15 protein-coding genes are annotated in these 15,180 nt (G+C 35.5%); 13 read left to right on the top strand and 2 right to left on the bottom strand.

Annotated features, from left to right (window positions below; genetic code table 11):
• Positions 1–255 precede the first annotated feature (255 nt).
• The 5 genes from D1Z92_RS01725 to D1Z92_RS01705 all read left to right on the top strand — a co-directional run bounded on the left by D1Z92_RS01725 (position 256) and on the right by D1Z92_RS01705 (position 4,802).
• Positions 256–2,319, top strand: coding sequence for a multicopper oxidase domain-containing protein (locus D1Z92_RS01725; protein ID WP_206099698.1), 2,064 nt, complete (start codon positions 256–258; stop codon positions 2,317–2,319).
• 257 nt (positions 2,320–2,576) lie between these two features.
• A complete protein-coding gene (locus D1Z92_RS01720) occupies positions 2,577–3,008 on the top strand; it encodes a DMT family transporter (protein WP_128893927.1) in 432 nt (143 codons plus the stop codon).
• Positions 3,009–3,053: 45 nt separating this feature from the next.
• Positions 3,054–3,758, top strand: a complete 705-nt coding sequence (locus D1Z92_RS01715) for a Crp/Fnr family transcriptional regulator (RefSeq protein WP_128893926.1) — start codon at positions 3,054–3,056, stop codon at positions 3,756–3,758.
• 52 nt (positions 3,759–3,810) lie between these two features.
• Positions 3,811–4,329 (top strand): DMT family transporter, encoded by a 519-nt coding sequence (locus D1Z92_RS01710; RefSeq protein ID WP_128893925.1) that lies wholly within the window; start codon positions 3,811–3,813, stop codon positions 4,327–4,329.
• Between the two features lie 74 nt (positions 4,330–4,403).
• Complete coding sequence (locus D1Z92_RS01705; RefSeq protein ID WP_128893924.1) at positions 4,404–4,802, top strand: VOC family protein; 399 nt, start codon at positions 4,404–4,406, stop codon at positions 4,800–4,802.
• 290 nt (positions 4,803–5,092) lie between these two features.
• Here the strand turns inward: D1Z92_RS01705 and D1Z92_RS17180 are convergent, their stop codons facing one another.
• The gene (locus D1Z92_RS17180) at positions 5,093–5,242 is read right to left on the bottom strand and encodes a hypothetical protein (RefSeq protein WP_164931399.1); all 150 of its coding nucleotides are present in this window, start codon (positions 5,240–5,242) and stop codon (positions 5,093–5,095) included.
• A gap of 905 nt (positions 5,243–6,147) precedes the next feature.
• On the opposite strand from D1Z92_RS17180, the gene D1Z92_RS01700 reads away from it, so the two are divergent.
• The 6 genes from D1Z92_RS01700 to D1Z92_RS01675 all read left to right on the top strand — a co-directional run bounded on the left by D1Z92_RS01700 (position 6,148) and on the right by D1Z92_RS01675 (position 11,328).
• Positions 6,148–7,077, top strand: a complete 930-nt coding sequence (locus D1Z92_RS01700) for a DMT family transporter (RefSeq protein WP_128893923.1) — start codon at positions 6,148–6,150, stop codon at positions 7,075–7,077.
• A gap of 33 nt (positions 7,078–7,110) precedes the next feature.
• Positions 7,111–8,190, top strand: a complete 1,080-nt coding sequence (locus D1Z92_RS01695; protein ID WP_128893922.1) for a saccharopine dehydrogenase family protein — start codon at positions 7,111–7,113, stop codon at positions 8,188–8,190.
• Positions 8,191–8,423: 233 nt separating this feature from the next.
• The gene (locus D1Z92_RS01690) at positions 8,424–8,777 is read left to right on the top strand and encodes a VOC family protein (protein ID WP_164931398.1); all 354 of its coding nucleotides are present in this window, start codon (positions 8,424–8,426) and stop codon (positions 8,775–8,777) included.
• 14 nt (positions 8,778–8,791) lie between these two features.
• Complete coding sequence (locus tag D1Z92_RS01685) at positions 8,792–9,619, top strand: phytanoyl-CoA dioxygenase family protein (protein ID WP_128893920.1); 828 nt, start codon at positions 8,792–8,794, stop codon at positions 9,617–9,619.
• Between the two features lie 39 nt (positions 9,620–9,658).
• Positions 9,659–10,783: an aminoacyl--tRNA ligase-related protein gene (locus D1Z92_RS01680; protein WP_128893919.1), complete on the top strand. Its 1,125-nt coding sequence runs from the start codon at positions 9,659–9,661 to the stop codon at positions 10,781–10,783.
• A 173-nt stretch (positions 10,784–10,956) separates the two neighbouring features.
• Entirely contained in the window at positions 10,957–11,328 is a 372-nt protein-coding gene (locus tag D1Z92_RS01675) for a VOC family protein (RefSeq protein WP_128893918.1), read from the top strand.
• Between the two features lie 117 nt (positions 11,329–11,445).
• On the opposite strand, the gene D1Z92_RS01670 is transcribed toward D1Z92_RS01675, so the two are convergent.
• Positions 11,446–12,258, bottom strand: a complete 813-nt coding sequence (locus D1Z92_RS01670) for a phytanoyl-CoA dioxygenase family protein (RefSeq protein ID WP_128893917.1) — start codon at positions 12,256–12,258, stop codon at positions 11,446–11,448.
• A gap of 474 nt (positions 12,259–12,732) precedes the next feature.
• Between D1Z92_RS01670 and putP the strand changes: the two genes are divergently transcribed.
• Positions 12,733–14,196: a sodium/proline symporter PutP gene (gene putP / locus D1Z92_RS01665; RefSeq protein WP_128894112.1), complete on the top strand. Its 1,464-nt coding sequence runs from the start codon at positions 12,733–12,735 to the stop codon at positions 14,194–14,196.
• Between the two features lie 133 nt (positions 14,197–14,329).
• Positions 14,330–15,139 carry a stalk domain-containing protein gene (locus D1Z92_RS01660; protein ID WP_128893916.1) on the top strand — a complete coding sequence of 270 codons (810 nt, stop codon included), beginning with the start codon at positions 14,330–14,332 and terminating at the stop codon, positions 15,137–15,139.
• Positions 15,140–15,180: the final 41 nt, after the last annotated feature.

The raw sequence follows: 15,180 nt of genomic DNA, 5'->3' as shown, positions 1-15,180 counted from the left end.
TAATGATATATATCGAATAATTTTTATTATCCCCAGTTACATGACTGGGGATTTTTTCACTTTAATAAGTTTTGGTACCAGTAAACTAGCAACATAGCAGGTGATGTGTCAGAAAAAATAAGATGAATTGTCATGTATACTTGATGCAACAATACAAATTAACAAAAATCAATATATACCCTTATGAATTTCCATTCATACATAATAAAATAGAGGATGTGAATAAAATATATTTTTTAGTAAAGGAGATTATAAATGGTAAAACGTATAAATCCATTTGATATACCTAAATTTGTAACACCATTGTTTATTCCTCCTGTTTTCAAACCAACGGTAATAAAAGATGATAAAGGAAAAGTCAAAAGCCACGACTACAAAGTAAGTGCAGAAGTTTTTTTTCAGCAAGTTCTTCCAGCACCGTATCCAAAAACTATACTTTTGGGGTATAAAGGGTTAATTGAAGACCCTAAAAAGTACCATCGTTGTCAAGCACACGATGATGATAAACATGCATCATGTGATTACACATTGAAACATCATATGAGACATGAAAAACATCACAAAGATGATCACTGTGATCCCCAATACGATGATGCGCATAGAGACAGTCATCACGATGAAGAACATGATGAGGGTGCATGGTATTACGATACAAATCATGATAACTATCATGAACCTCAAACACTTCATGCACCTTCCCATAACCATGACCACAAAGATAACTGTATTTTTTTTCAAAGCTCTCCGGGTCCTTCATTTGAAGCCATTCGCGGAATTCCAGTGAATGTGCAATGGATTAATAATATTACTGTTCCTCATCCATTCCCTGTTGATCCGACACTTCATTGGGCAAACCCTAACAACATAAAACAACCTGTGCCACCCTTTAAGCCGTTTCCACCTGGTTATCCGAAAGCACAAAGTCCTGTGCCCATCGTAACGCATTTGCATGGGGGAGAAGTAAGACCTGATTTTGATGGTAACCCAGAAGCGTGGTTTACATCAAAAGAGAAGAAGGTAGGTCAAGCTTTCGTAACAACAAAGTACAACTATTTTAATGGTCAACAACCAACAACACTTTGGTACCATGATCATACGCTTGGCATAACGCGACTCAATGTAGCATTGGGACTGGCAGGTTTTTATTTGTTACGTGATCCGAAAAATAAAATTGAACCGCTGTTGCCATGTGGGGAGTTCGAAGTACCATTAGTCATACAAGATCGAATTTTTAATGAAGATGGGTCTTATTTCTTTCCAGCAGATGGGGTAAACCCGGATGTTCATCCTTATTGGATGCCAGATTTTATAGGTGATGCTATTATTGTCAATGGTAATACATGGCCTAACCTAGATGTCAAAAGAAAGCAGTATCGTTTTCGAATATTAGATGGATCAAATTCAAGATTTTATCGCCTTCGTCTACAAGATAAATTTGGTCATAACATTCCATTCACACAAATAGGGACAGATGGTGGATTTTTACCAGAACCAGTAAAGTTAACGGAAGTGCTGATCGGCCCAGCGGAACGAATTGATATTTTAGTAGATTTCTCACAATTTGAACCAGGAACTCAGTTAACGTTAACAAACGATGCTCCTGCGCCTTTTCCTAATGGTCCTTTACCTGATCCACAAACAACAGGTAACATCATGCAATTTACCGTTGTTGATTCGATCCCTAAAAAACCGAAGGCTCTTCCTCCTAAACTAAATAAAATCCCGAAATTAACACCCAATGTACCAGATCGTATTTTAACGTTGAATATTGTACGTGATGCCGCTACAAATAATCCGTTGGAATTGTTGCTAAACGGGCAAAAATGGGAAGATGATACGACTGAATTACCGATTATAGGATCCACAGAAGAATGGCAAATTGTTAATCTTACCGCAGCTGTTCATCCCATTCATATTCATTTAATCGACCATTTACTAGTGAATCGTCAAGAAGTGGATGTAGACAGATACAATGAAGTCTGGATGAAGATGAATGGTATGCCTCCTATTGGTCAAAAGCCCAAACCACTTGCTGTAGAACCCTTTTTGCTAGGTGCTCCGATTGAACCAGAACCTAATGAACGTGGATGGAAAGATACGATCCAAGTGAACCCAGGACAGGTTACACGTATACGATTGCGGTTCACTCCTCAAGAAGTGGATCCAGCATTAGCTAAGCCTGGTGTAAATCTATTTCCGTTTGATCCTACTGTTTTCCCTGGTTACGTGTGGCACTGTCATATTCTTGATCACGAAGATAACGATATGATGAGACCACTTAAAGTATTGAGGAAGTTACCTTTAAAATGGCATTATTAATATGACTATCTCATGTATTTGCTTCTTTTTTCTATGTCAATAAAACGTCATTCACATGACAGATAAGAATATAGTTAAAAAAACGCGTGAACATGACGCGTTTTTTTAATTCATAGCGGAATGTATGATAAATTTTTTTCAAAACTATACATAAATGTAATACCCATTTTTTTGCTATAATGAGGACATAAGTCCTTTTTGAACGATTGAAATTGTTGTTTAATGAATGGTAGATACACGATGAGGGAGAGATGAATATGAAAGGACTTATACTGGCTGTGTTAGGAGGAGCCTTTTTAACGCTTCAAGGTGTAGCCAACGCAAGAATTAGCCAAGATATTGGAGCGTGGCAAATGGCCACCATAACGCAGTGGACCGGATTTATCATATGTTTTCTCATTTTACTGTTCTCCAAAAATAAAAGCATAAAAGTTAAAAGTTTATCCAAAGTCAAACCTTTATATCTCATTGGAGGCACATTCGGTGCTATCGTAGTGTTTAGTAATGCTACTGCAATGCAATATATTGGTGTGACGATTACAGTGGCACTTTTACTCATTGCGCAATTATGCCTCACCTTTACTATTGATGCAAGAGGATGGTTTGAAATCGCAAAAAAGAAAGTACGGATCTCACAATGTTTAGGTATAGGGCTGATGATTGCGGGTGTTATTATACTAAGACTGTGATGCATGTTTACAGTAACCTGCTACAAAAGAGAAAGAAGTGATGAAATGAAAATCATAGAAGACAAAGATAAATTAAATGGTTTTTTGGATAAGTTCCAATTAAAAACCGTGTTAAACGATAGTATATTGCCTCATCTATCCTTATGCTTATTTGAACCAGGAGAGTATATATGTTCGGAAGGGGATGAATTGACTTATTTGCATGTTCTTGTGCAAGGTAAAGTCAAAGTGCATACGACCTCTCCTGAAGGCAAAACATTAATACTTTCATTTATATCAAAATTAGAAGTGTTTGGCGATGTAGAGTATATTCAACGCCTTAAAATAATGAATACCGTAGAGAGCGTATCTCCTACTTATATGCTTAGGGTTCACCATAAGAAATTGCAACAATATACACAAGAGGACGTCAAATTCCTACAATTTATGCTTGATATTATTACAAAGAAGTTTCACTTAAAATCCACTACCATGCGCTTCAATTTATTGTATCCAGTAGAAGTGAGACTCGCTAGTTATTTATTATCTATTACGTACGATGAGAACGACGCGCTTCTTCATACGCAGCTAAGCAGTTCTCGTTTAACAGATATAGCGAATTTAATCGGTACTAGTTATCGACACGTCAATCGTGTCATTCAAAAGTTTTGCGAACAAGGGTTAACAGAACGTAGTAAAAATAAGGTTGAAATTAAAGACGTGAAAGGACTAAAAAAAATAACAGGACAAAGTATATATGAACCAATGTAACTTATGCATGAATCATCATAGAACATCACAATAAATAAAGGAGGTAGAAGGCATGACCATCATTTCCATATTGTTAGCGTGTATAGCAGGGTGTCTAGTCAGCTTGCAAAATATATTTAACAGTAAGGTCAAGGAGAAGGCAGGACAGTTGACAACAACGACGTTGGTACTCGGCCTTGGATTTACCGCTTCTTTTATCATTGGACTGACGATAGAAGGCGGAGACATGTTTGCATTAGATCATATGCAAACTTGGCATTGGTTTAGCGGGATTTTAGGAATTGGTGTCGTCACGTGTCTCGTTCAGAGTATTAGTATACTAGGTCCTACGTATGCAACATCGATCATATTAAGTTCTCAGTTATTATTTGCGCTGTTGTTTGATACGTTTGGGTGGTTAGGGTTAAATCAAGTTCCTTTTACTTTTACACAGTTTATAGGCGTTGTGGTGATCATTTCGGGAGCATTGCTTTATAAGTGGAGTGAATTGCAAGAAGCAAACGATCGGAAACGCCGTGAGAATGTAAATAGTATCAGTGGAGTAGAGAAGAAAGCAACCGCACCAAACTAATGATAAAGTAATGATATGTTTCTTCTTGTAATATAATCTAATATGTTTATATTACATACAGGGAGGAATGCATATTGGCTCAACAGCCAGAATTACGTGTAGATAGTTGTTATATCGTTGCTAGAGATATGACAAAATTAGTTGATTTTTATACGAATACGTTAGGGTTTGACCTCATCTTTCAAAATGAGTTTGTAGCTCGTTTAAAATTTGGGTCTGATCCATTCACGGGAACAACAGCATTAACGATCATGAACAAGAAAAAAATACGTGGTGGACCAAGCCCCATGCTTGGCATTAATACGACAGAAATTCAAGACACGTTTAATGATTTAAAAGCAAAGAATGCCGATATCATAACAGATATAACCGATTATACAAATCCAGAGATGACACCGCATTTTGAGTTGAGAGATCCTGAAAAAAACGTGATTACCGTTGTAGCTTGCCCGGAACAACCAGATCAATCTTGATAAAATTAAACATACCTGCATAATGAAAATAACTTATCAGGAAAAATAAAACAAATAAATGTCTCTTGCGGATGTTTATTTGTTTTTTACGTCCAAATATAATAATAATAGTTTACTATAATAATATTATGTAAACTATAATATATAAATCGCCAAGGAGCTGCGACTTATTTCAGCTCTGGTTTGGAATTAACTGTACTACATTTAAGGAGAAGCGTTATGAGCTAATTTTTGCTTCTTTGGCTTTAGCCATTCTCCATCCAATATGAATCCCCCTTTTTCCAATTGATCTATAATATAATCTTCATCTGTTTTAATGCAGACATTAAGTTTTCTACAGTAATATATTGAAATTCATCTACTTGGTCAGGCGTGAAAATAGCAATGTCTGCTAGATCATGAATAAAATATTTCATGAGCGTATCGTTCATAATGTCCATCTTTAATATGTCCTCATACGATAACGTTAAGATGGTGCTTAGACTGCTACTTCCAGTTTCAATTTTAATTTATTCACGATAGGTAAGTGCTTTCTTCTAACACTTCCGAACAAAATAATAAGATTTACCCATGTACGATGACTGAAACGCACATAACTTTTTTATGGATACATTGGGATTTTTTATTAATTTTTTTCTAATCTGTCATATGCCGTCATATGAGTGTCTTTATTTTTCGTGTATGTTTTTTTCAAAATCCATATCTTCGACTTAACTCACTAACAGATGTTCCAGCATGATATTGCTCAACTATAACGGATTTCATTGCATTATTGTATCTTTTTTGTTTTGAATGATTTCAGACACGCAGGAGGAATTAAACTATGACATAAGAAAACCATGTTCTAACAAAAAAACAAATAGCAGAGTCATTTTCTAATGGCATTTTAAACCTACTTTCCCATTTCTATCAGAAATAATGGAATGGAATATCGTTAGACTAATCTTCTTGTATCCACTGCTAGATCGGTATATTTTGATTTTAAGCGTAACGTGTAATCTTTTTGACGGAATGAAGTTTTAACTAAAGAGAAAGAAATTTAATTAATAAATAGTTGTTTTTATTTAGTTTATTAACTATACTAAATAACATGAAACGTTGAAAGTTATTGCAATAGGAGATGCAAGCTATAGGTATTGGAAGATTATTTTTAATTGCAGAGCTATGAATGCAATTCACTAACTTTTGGTGAGGTGGGAACTAAGCCCGAATTTAATTACCATCATTTCTTTATTTTTTTTAGAAATAAAGTATAGTAACTAAACCATATTAATTTTAATTAGTTATCTTTCTTACAAACGAATAAAAGTGCAATAAAACTTATCTTTCATTAAGGAGACATATAGTGGGTGTTATTTTTGCAATGTTATCTTCCTTCTTTTTTGCTTTTAACAACGTGATGGTAAAGAAAGGCATAAGTAAAGATGTTCATGGTGATAATGGCATATTTATAACTGTTTTTATGAATGTCGTTCTTTTAGGTGTACTTTGCTTCATTCTAACCGGGTTAAAGGGATGGAATCTTCAATTTTCATGGAAAGCTTTCTTATTATTTTCACTTGCAGGATTGTGCACAACAGGAGTAGGAAGGTTGACCTTAATTTCGAGCATTTCATATATTGGTCCATCAAAAGCTTCTGCTATTCGGAACTCTTCACCCGTTTTTACAACTCTGTTTGCTCTTTTTTTTCTTGGTGAAGAAATAAGTATACTCCCAGGTATTGGAATGTTGATTTTACTTATAGGAATATTAAATGCTGGATTTCGATTTTTTAATATTGAAACATCGAAACATCAACAGAATCACCTAACATCCTTCACTGATTCTAAAAGAATTCAGATCATGGGATTTGGATTAGCTTTATTCGCTGCTTTTATATTCGGAGTTGGTCAAGGTATTCGAAAACAAGGTTTAATTGAAATGAATGATGCTTTTTTCGGTGTATGGGTCGGAGCTTTGGCTTCCTTTGTTTTTATAATCTGCTATCAATGTGTCCGGGGTAAATTTATATCAAATTTAAAGAAGAACTTTACTGTTATTAATCCTTACTATTTAATTTCAGGAGTTTTATCAAGTTTTGGACCATTGTTCTTTTTTCTGGCAGCTCAAACAATGCAAGTTTCATACGTAAGTGTTATTGCCGCTGTAGAACCATTAATTACTGTATTGATTAGTTCCGTAATCTTCAAAGGAATAGAATCCATTACCAAGCATACTTGGACAACCATTGCCTTGATGTTCTTGGGAACAATGTTGATAGCAATTCATGTGTAAAATTTATCACAATAAAAAGGAGAGAGAGAACATATGAAGGAACATATACTTGTCGTGGGCGGCTATGGGCATGTAGGAAAGATGATTTGTGAGAAACTTGGGAAGAGATATCCTGGTAAAGTCATTGCAGCTGGAAGAAACTTAAATAAATCAGTGGAGTTTTGCAATACAACAAACAATACAGTAATGCCGCTTGAATTAGATATATCAAAGCCGTTGCCAGTAGATTTATTCGATAGAATACAATTGGTTGTTATGTGTCTTGATCAAAAGGATACAGATTTTGTACGTGCTTGTTTTAAAAATAAAGTAAACTACATTGATATTTCCGCAAATCATTCATTTTTAGCATGTATTGAAGAGTTAGAAGGAGAAGCAAAAAAAAACGAAGTAGCCTCTGTGTTAAGCGTTGGTTTAGCACCTGGTCTTACAAATTTATTAGCTAAACATACAAAAAGCTACTTAGATTATACAGAGTCAATTGATATACATATCATGTTGGGTTTGGGCGACCAACATGGAAAAGCAGCAATTGAATGGACGATAAATAATTTCAATACTAGTTTTCATGTTTATTCAAATTGGAAAGAAGTGAAGGTGGACACACTGAGCGATGGAAAAAGAACTCATTTTGGAAAAGAACTTGGAAAGAGAACGGGATATCGCTTTAATTTTTCAGATCAACATACCTTACCCCATACATTACAAGTACCAACGGTATCTACTCGACTTTGTTTTGATTCACAAGTGATTACAAATATAGTTGCCTTATGTAAGCAAGTAGGGATATTTCGCTTATTAAAATATTCGTTTTTTCGAAAAGCGATGGTTTGGTTCTTTAGTAAAATAAAATGGGGAAAAGAAATATACGCATTGAAAATCGATGTTTTGGGAGAAATTAAGGGTAAAAAAGTTATTGCTGAGTGTGATATGCAAGGTAGTCAAGAAGCATTAATAACTGCTACGATAGCTGCAACGGCAAGTGAAAAACTAGTCACTGCAAAAGAATTAAAAGGGATCTATCATTTAGACGAGTTATTGGATATAGCCTCGTTCTATCCCGATGTCATCGTCCCCAAAGTTCGTATAACTGAAGTTGATAAAAAGCATTAATATCATAGTCGGTTTTAAAAGTTAATAGAGTAACCAGAGCTAAGACATGTCTAAGTTCTGGTACATTTGTTTGGGTACAAAAGCACACATATGACGACTCGATCAGATCATGTGTGCTTCACGATTACAACATTAAACATAGAAGGCAGATAGTTCTACAACAAAAACAGAGGGTCAGAAAAACCAGCATGTTACACTCATCCATGCAAGGAGCAATGAAAGGAGGAAGCGAAATGCAAGGATTGTTAGAACGGATTGACAGTACCTTTCTGCAAGTGGAAGACATGGAGCGAGCATGTCAATGGTATCATGACACGTTAGGATTTCCCATTCTATGGCGAACAGATATTATTATCGCGCTTAAAGTAGGAGATAAGACACCATTAACATTAGTGAAAAAAGGAACAGTACCAGCAAATCATCCCCCGTTTCACTTCTTTACATCGAATATTGAAAAAGTAAGAGACGCGATGATAGAAAACAACATTCAAGTAGAAGAAATTAGAGATTATGGAACGGTGCAATTGCTAGATTTTATAGATAGTGAGGGTAATCACTTGCATGTATGTCAATACGAAATGGGTTAAAGGAGGGCTGTAAAATGATTGGTACAAAAGAAAAAGAGCAATTTCTCGAACAAGGCTATTTGATTGTTAAGAATGTTTATCAAGAAGATGAATTAAAAGCTCTAAACCAACAGTATTTTAACATTTGGTTAGAATTAATGGCGGCAGGTAAAATTGTGCAAAATAGTCAACGGCCATTAGAAACATTATATCCAAACCGCTTACGAGACTTTCATCGAGATAATCAAGAGATTACGGATTTTATGTTAAAACGAGAAGCGCTGCAATTATTAGAATTTCTGCTAGAGGAAGACATACTTGCTGTACAAAGCAATTACTATTTTAAACCTCCTGGTACGAAAGGGTTAGGGTTTCATCAAGATAACGTGCACATTGGGATAGAACCCGATACATCGTATGCGATTTGGGTAAGTGTAGATGCCACAAATGAAGAAAACGGCAGTTTAAATATTGTACCGGGTACGCACAAGATGGATATGACTGAAATTGAGGTTATTCCAGGCTCTAGCAATGCTTTTGGATCGGAGTTACAACAAAAGCCGAAAGGGTACACCACTGTAAAAGTAAACACCGAACCAGGTGATATTGTTATTTTTACGGGTAATATTTATCATGGATCATCAAAAAATAAATCTCAGTATCGCTATCGAAGGTCGTTTGTCACCCATTTTGCAAGAAAAAGTGTGGAGAAAATTGCTTTGAATTACAGCCATTTAGTAGATAAAGATGGGAAGAGAGTGCGAAGAAGAATTAATACGCACCCTAAAATTATAGAGGAACAAACGTCTATTTTTGATTATCGTGATGCTACTTTTTATGATCAAATTATTAAAGGCATGTAGCATCATGTCATAAATAGGTACAGGAAGAGGAGGAACATCATGATTTTTCATTATCCTTTGTCGACACAGAGAAAAAGAAACGTGGCATTAGAAGTGTATCAATCAATTTATTTCATTTCCGATCATATTCAACTTGTAAAAATAGAGGAAAATGCCATCGTTGTTCATTATGAAGAAGTTCAAGTTACTGAGGATGTTTCATTAAAAGATAAACTACAAGCATATATCGATGATATTTTGCAAACTAGATTTAGCATGTCTACATTACTTGACAATCGTGCTGATGTTGCTCCTTTTCAGGACAAGGATGCAGCACCTTACTTAGATGTAGGTGGGTTAAAATTAAATCAACCCCTTGTAAAATTGCAATTTGCTTTTGATCAGCTTTTTTTACAATTAGCTAGGAAGCATGGGGCAACGATGCGCAAATATCCTTCCATCATATCTCGACAACAAATGATTCACAGTGGTTATTTATTGCATTTCCCACAGCATGTATATACTCTCTCACAAATTCCTCATCAAGATCAAAAATTAGAAACGTATAGAAATCATATCGAACAAGAACAACATACATCACATTTATATGAACATAGCAATATATACTTACAACCTTGCATTTGTTTTCATGTGTATGAAGATTACGCAAGGAATAATGATACGATAGAAGATTTGGAATTAATCACTGCGTCGGGAAATTGTTACAGGCATGAATCACATCAGTTATTATCTACATCCAGACTTCAAGAATTTTATATGAGAGAAATTGTTTTTTTAGGCAAGCCAAAACGAGTAGAAGAAATGAGAATGAAACTTATCGAAGAAACGTGGCAATTATTTCAGGAGCTTGGAATGCGGGGCTCATTACAAGCAGCAACGGACCCTTTCTATTTCGTCGATGATAGTTCTGTTCGCTTTTTTCAATCTTCTAACGCACTGAAATACGAGCTTAAATTCTCCAATGATGATCAACACCATTTCTCTATAGCTTCTTTTAATTTATGTGGACATGTATTATGTGAAGCATTTCATATTGATCATTTAGCAAAAGATCTACACTCTGGTTGTGTTGGATTTGGTATTGATCGATGGATGCAAGCATTCTTGTCTGTACATGGTTGCGACGAAAAAACATGGCCAGATATCATAAAACATTGGATGTAATACTACTTCATGGTGCACGCAGGAAAAATATTGCAGTCACCGCTATAACACGAAACTTCATTGCCCAAACACTGAGGCAATTATAGTGGGATATGAGAAGATAAAGTTGTCAGATGACACGTGCTTTCCGGGGATTGTCATCTGACTATCCCAATAGTAAGAGGTGAAGAAATATGGCGGAATTTCTTTATGTAGACAACGTGTTTATTAAATCCAAAAATCATAAGAAACTAGCAGAGTTTTACACACAAAACTTTAGTTTACCACTCGCTTACAGTGATGATTGCGTAGAAAGATTACAAGTGGGTACACAAAAAGATAGAGCAATGCTGACTTTCGTTAGTGAAGATATGCTCGTTGATAGTCAATTATCCACTTTTGGTGTTGCTGTAAAAGACATTGACGTTGCTTACAAAGAAGTAACAAAAATGAATTTACATCGAGATACGCACATTCGTAGAATGGGACCAAATTTAGAATATATTTTCTTTAATTTTAGAGATCCAGACGGCAACTTGGTTACACTGGTACAAGCACCAGAATAATAGCTAGAAGTCATATGCATTAGCTCAAATGATATGACTGGCAGCATATATGAATGGTTAAAGAACAAGACCATCTTTTACTCTTCGGAGTGAAGAAGATGGTCTTGTTTTATATTATTACTTCATCGGTTTGTTTTTTCGATTTTTTCGTTCACTTAAATATTGTTGTTCAAATTGTAATTTATGACGTTTATTTAATTTACGCTGAATGACTTCACCTTTTTTGTTGTACAAATTTAAGTAATGCACAAATATTTTTTCTACACTGACACCAGTATAGTGGATAGCAAAGGCACGACGAAATGCGTAGGACGTTTGGTTAGCATGTGAACCGTGTAATACGTGTCCATTAAATATGACCACATCGCCTGGATTCGTAGGTACATCTACTTCTTGGTAGCCAGCGGGAACACGTACCGCTTGTCCATACGTTGTGATGTGCGCTGGAAGTCTAGGAGGGATAAGATCGAAATGTTGTGTGTTTGGAACAAATCGTAGACAACCGTTTTCTTTTTTTGCTTCATCAATACTAATCCAGATTGCCCATGTCGTTCCAGGTTGAACTCCGATATCATAGTTGTCTTGATGATAGGGAAGGGCACTGGCACCAGGAGGTTTGTAAAACGTATCTGTTCCTATTGCCAATGCTTCTTCACCTAAAATTTGTTCTATTAAATGAAAATGGCGTTCATCTAACATCGTATTCTTCAGCTGATCATGGTGCATATGTCTATCTCTCACCGTTTCGAAAATACTTATCAATGGCTTATTGTGGCGTTGAACTAACACTTTGGTACGAATCAAATCCAGCCATTCATGATGCAATGTTTCTTTCAATTTTTCTATTTCATGTGAAGCGTATAACTTGGGCACAACCACATATCCTTGTTCACGTAAGTGTGTCATTTCATCATTGTTAAGAAATCTCATCTCTTCACCTCATTTTTTACGGTATCGGTGATGCTATTTACTTCTAAGCATAAGCATTTATACCTTGGACATCTCTACTTTTGTTGTTACATGTGTGGTAGTCAGCCTTCTACTTTTATAAGCTTTTATAAACAACCTTGTTCAAGTTGCAGCATATCGTTTTTAATGCACTATCAAATGTTGAATAAAGTGTGAGAAGCCCATTATATTGATCTGGTGCCTGTTCTATTAAACTTGTGCACTTGATAAGCGCAAATGCTCACGAATAGACTTGTATGATGTTGGCTATCATCAATTTACTTGAAAATGGAAGAAATCTTATGTTAGGATTAATCCTATTGCTGGGAAAGGAGGTAAAAGTATGGAAAGCTTATCTATATCGTCCTACATACTCATATGTATCATGCTGTTTATTATCGGGTTATCTCTATTCACTTATATTTTAAAAAGGAGGAAGCAATCATGACTGGAAATATGAATGAAGCAACACTCATTACCTTCATTATTTATCTCATAGCGATGCTAGTCATAGGCTTCGTATGCTATCGGCTCACAAACAATCTATCAGACTATATATTGGGTGGAAGGAATTTAGGGCCTGGTGTAACAGCACTAAGTGCTGGAGCTTCGGATATGAGTAGTTGGCTACTGTTGGGACTGCCTGGTTCTGCTTATTTAACTGGTATGAATGCCCTCTGGATTACGACGGGCTTAGCGATTGGAGCTTATTTGAATTGGCAGTTAGTAGCAAGTCGACTTCGAATATATACAGAAGTAGCAAACAATTCGATTACCATTCCCCATTTTTTAGAAAATAGATTCAAAGATCAATCGAAAGTGTTGCGTGTGACCTCTGCCGTTGTAATTCTCTTCTTTTTTACGTTATATATTTCATCAGGCATGGTAGGTGGAGCTATTTTATTTGAGAGTTCCTTTGGTCTTTCGTATACCACTGCGTTGTGGATTGGTGCTATCGTGATTGTTTCTTATACGTTTTTGGGCGGGTTCTTAGCGGTTAGTTGGACAGATTTTGTTCAAGGCATTTTAATGTTTCTCGCCTTAATTATTGTACCTATTGTAGCCATCATGGAAATAGGTGGGATAGGAGAAACGATAGATAGAGTAGCAGCTATAGATACCACGCTCTTAGATGCTGCGGCAGGTACGACGTTTATCGGTGTAATTTCTTTATTAGCGTGGGGATTAGGTTATTTTGGTCAACCTCATATACTAGCGCGTTTTATGGCCATCCAATCAGTAAAACAAATTCCAAAAGCAAGATTCATCGGCATGTCATGGATGATATTAGCTTCATTAGGAGCGATCATTATTGGATTTGTAGGAATTGCATATTTTGCTGATGCACCGTTAGATAATCATGAAACGGTGTTTATACAATTTACTCAAGTATTGTTTCATCCATGGGTGGCTGGATTTTTACTTGCAGCCATTTTAGCAGCCATTATGAGTACGATCGATTCGCAATTACTCGTATCTTCTAGTGCTGTGGTCGAAGATTTTTACAAATCATTGTTGAACAAAAAAGCGAGTGACCGTGAATTAGTATGGATTAGTCGCTTTGCTGTTGTTCTCATTGCGCTTATCGCTATTTTACTGGCAGACAATCCAGATAGTTCGGTGTTAGAACTCGTGAGCTATGCTTGGGCAGGCTTTGGCGCTGCCTTTGGTCCGGTTATTCTCTTTTCATTGTTCTGGAAACGAATGAATGGAAGTGGAGCAGTAGCGGGTTTATTTGTTGGAGCGGTTACCGTAGTCATTTGGAAAAATGCTGAGGGCGGTATATTCGATTTATATGAAATTGTTCCTGGTTTTGTTTTCGCTTCGCTCGTTATTGTCATGGTTAGTCTAGTAGGGGAAAAACCTTCAAAAGAAATGCAATCTGACTTTTCACAAGTCATACAGCAAATGAAGCAATAAATAACGTTTGATCAACACCTTGGAGAGAAAGTACCCCGAAAGTTAGAGTTAAATCTAGCTTTTGGGGTTGTTTTAACACTGTAAAAAGGAATAAAATGTTATAATTCAAATTGAAGAGGAGGTTGATTAAACTATGAAAACGAAACTTATGATGAGTATTTTATTTATTTTTTTTGTATGTCCATTTATCATAAATGCTGATGAACGACCTGAAATATCTGTTTTTATTAATGGAGATGAAAAAGAATTTACAGTAGATCCATACACACATGATGGTGTAGCGTTTGTTCCAATAAGAACATTTGATTTTGTAGGTGAGATAACTTGGAATGATGAATTAAGAAGTGCTGTATTGCAAAAAGATGATATCATTTTGGAATTTTTTGAAGGAGAAAATGTTATAAACAAAGATGACACAAAAATTGAATTATCAAGTTCTATACAAATAATTGATGGAAACATGATGATTCCTGTACGTTTCGTAGGAGAATTACTTGATCTTATTGTAGGATGGGATACTTATACACAAACCATCATCATTAGTGATAAGCCAGATAGAAGTGAAAAATACGTAAATGACGTAAAAAGTGATCTTATAATAGAACGTATCAAAGACGATGGAGAATATGGGCTAAAGTATAAATATTTATATAAGCTTATAGGTGTTACCAATCTAGATGACCAAGCCGTGCAATATACGACGGAGCTGATTAAAAATAAAAATACTTTTGTTATATTAGGTCAAGAAGATATAGGTGAAAATAACACTACACTTAGTTATATTTTTTTAGAAAATGGTACGTTTTTAAATGCAATTTTAATATCAAAAGGATTAGCAAAAGTAGATACTAATTCAATCAATACAATGTGGCATGATTTGTTTAATTATTTAGAAGATGACGCTAAAAGTGCAAAAAGAGGAGTATGGGGAAATACGCAATAACTAAATAATAGCAGGCCTCACTAAAGGTCTGCTATTCAGTA

Origin of the sequence: Longirhabdus pacifica, from assembly GCF_004115085.1 — a bacterium.
GTDB classification, from domain to species: domain Bacteria; phylum Bacillota; class Bacilli; order Paenibacillales; family DSM-105158; genus Longirhabdus; species Longirhabdus pacifica.
Note: the sequence above shows the minus strand (reverse complement) of the source record. Positions and strands in the feature narration are given on the sequence as shown.

What these genes read in the sequence shown, in the direction of transcription:
- D1Z92_RS01695 (WP_128893922.1), top strand. Translation starts at nt 7,111, where the DNA reads ATGAAGGAACATATACTTGTCGTGGGCGGCTATGGGCATGTAGGAAAG.
- D1Z92_RS01680 (WP_128893919.1), top strand. Translation starts at nt 9,659, where the DNA reads ATGATTTTTCATTATCCTTTGTCGACACAGAGAAAAAGAAACGTGGCA.
- D1Z92_RS01710 (WP_128893925.1), top strand. Translation starts at nt 3,811, where the DNA reads ATGACCATCATTTCCATATTGTTAGCGTGTATAGCAGGGTGTCTAGTC.
- D1Z92_RS01675 (WP_128893918.1), top strand. Translation starts at nt 10,957, where the DNA reads ATGGCGGAATTTCTTTATGTAGACAACGTGTTTATTAAATCCAAAAAT.
- D1Z92_RS01715 (WP_128893926.1), top strand. Translation starts at nt 3,054, where the DNA reads ATGAAAATCATAGAAGACAAAGATAAATTAAATGGTTTTTTGGATAAG.
- D1Z92_RS01725 (WP_206099698.1), top strand. Translation starts at nt 256, where the DNA reads ATGGTAAAACGTATAAATCCATTTGATATACCTAAATTTGTAACACCA.
- D1Z92_RS17180 (WP_164931399.1), bottom strand. Translation starts at nt 5,242, where the DNA reads ATGGACATTATGAACGATACGCTCATGAAATATTTTATTCATGATCTA.
- D1Z92_RS01690 (WP_164931398.1), top strand. Translation starts at nt 8,424, where the DNA reads ATGCAAGGATTGTTAGAACGGATTGACAGTACCTTTCTGCAAGTGGAA.
- D1Z92_RS01720 (WP_128893927.1), top strand. Translation starts at nt 2,577, where the DNA reads ATGAAAGGACTTATACTGGCTGTGTTAGGAGGAGCCTTTTTAACGCTT.
- putP (WP_128894112.1), top strand. Translation starts at nt 12,733, where the DNA reads ATGAATGAAGCAACACTCATTACCTTCATTATTTATCTCATAGCGATG.
- D1Z92_RS01660 (WP_128893916.1), top strand. Translation starts at nt 14,330, where the DNA reads ATGAAAACGAAACTTATGATGAGTATTTTATTTATTTTTTTTGTATGT.
- D1Z92_RS01670 (WP_128893917.1), bottom strand. Translation starts at nt 12,258, where the DNA reads ATGAGATTTCTTAACAATGATGAAATGACACACTTACGTGAACAAGGA.
- D1Z92_RS01685 (WP_128893920.1), top strand. Translation starts at nt 8,792, where the DNA reads ATGATTGGTACAAAAGAAAAAGAGCAATTTCTCGAACAAGGCTATTTG.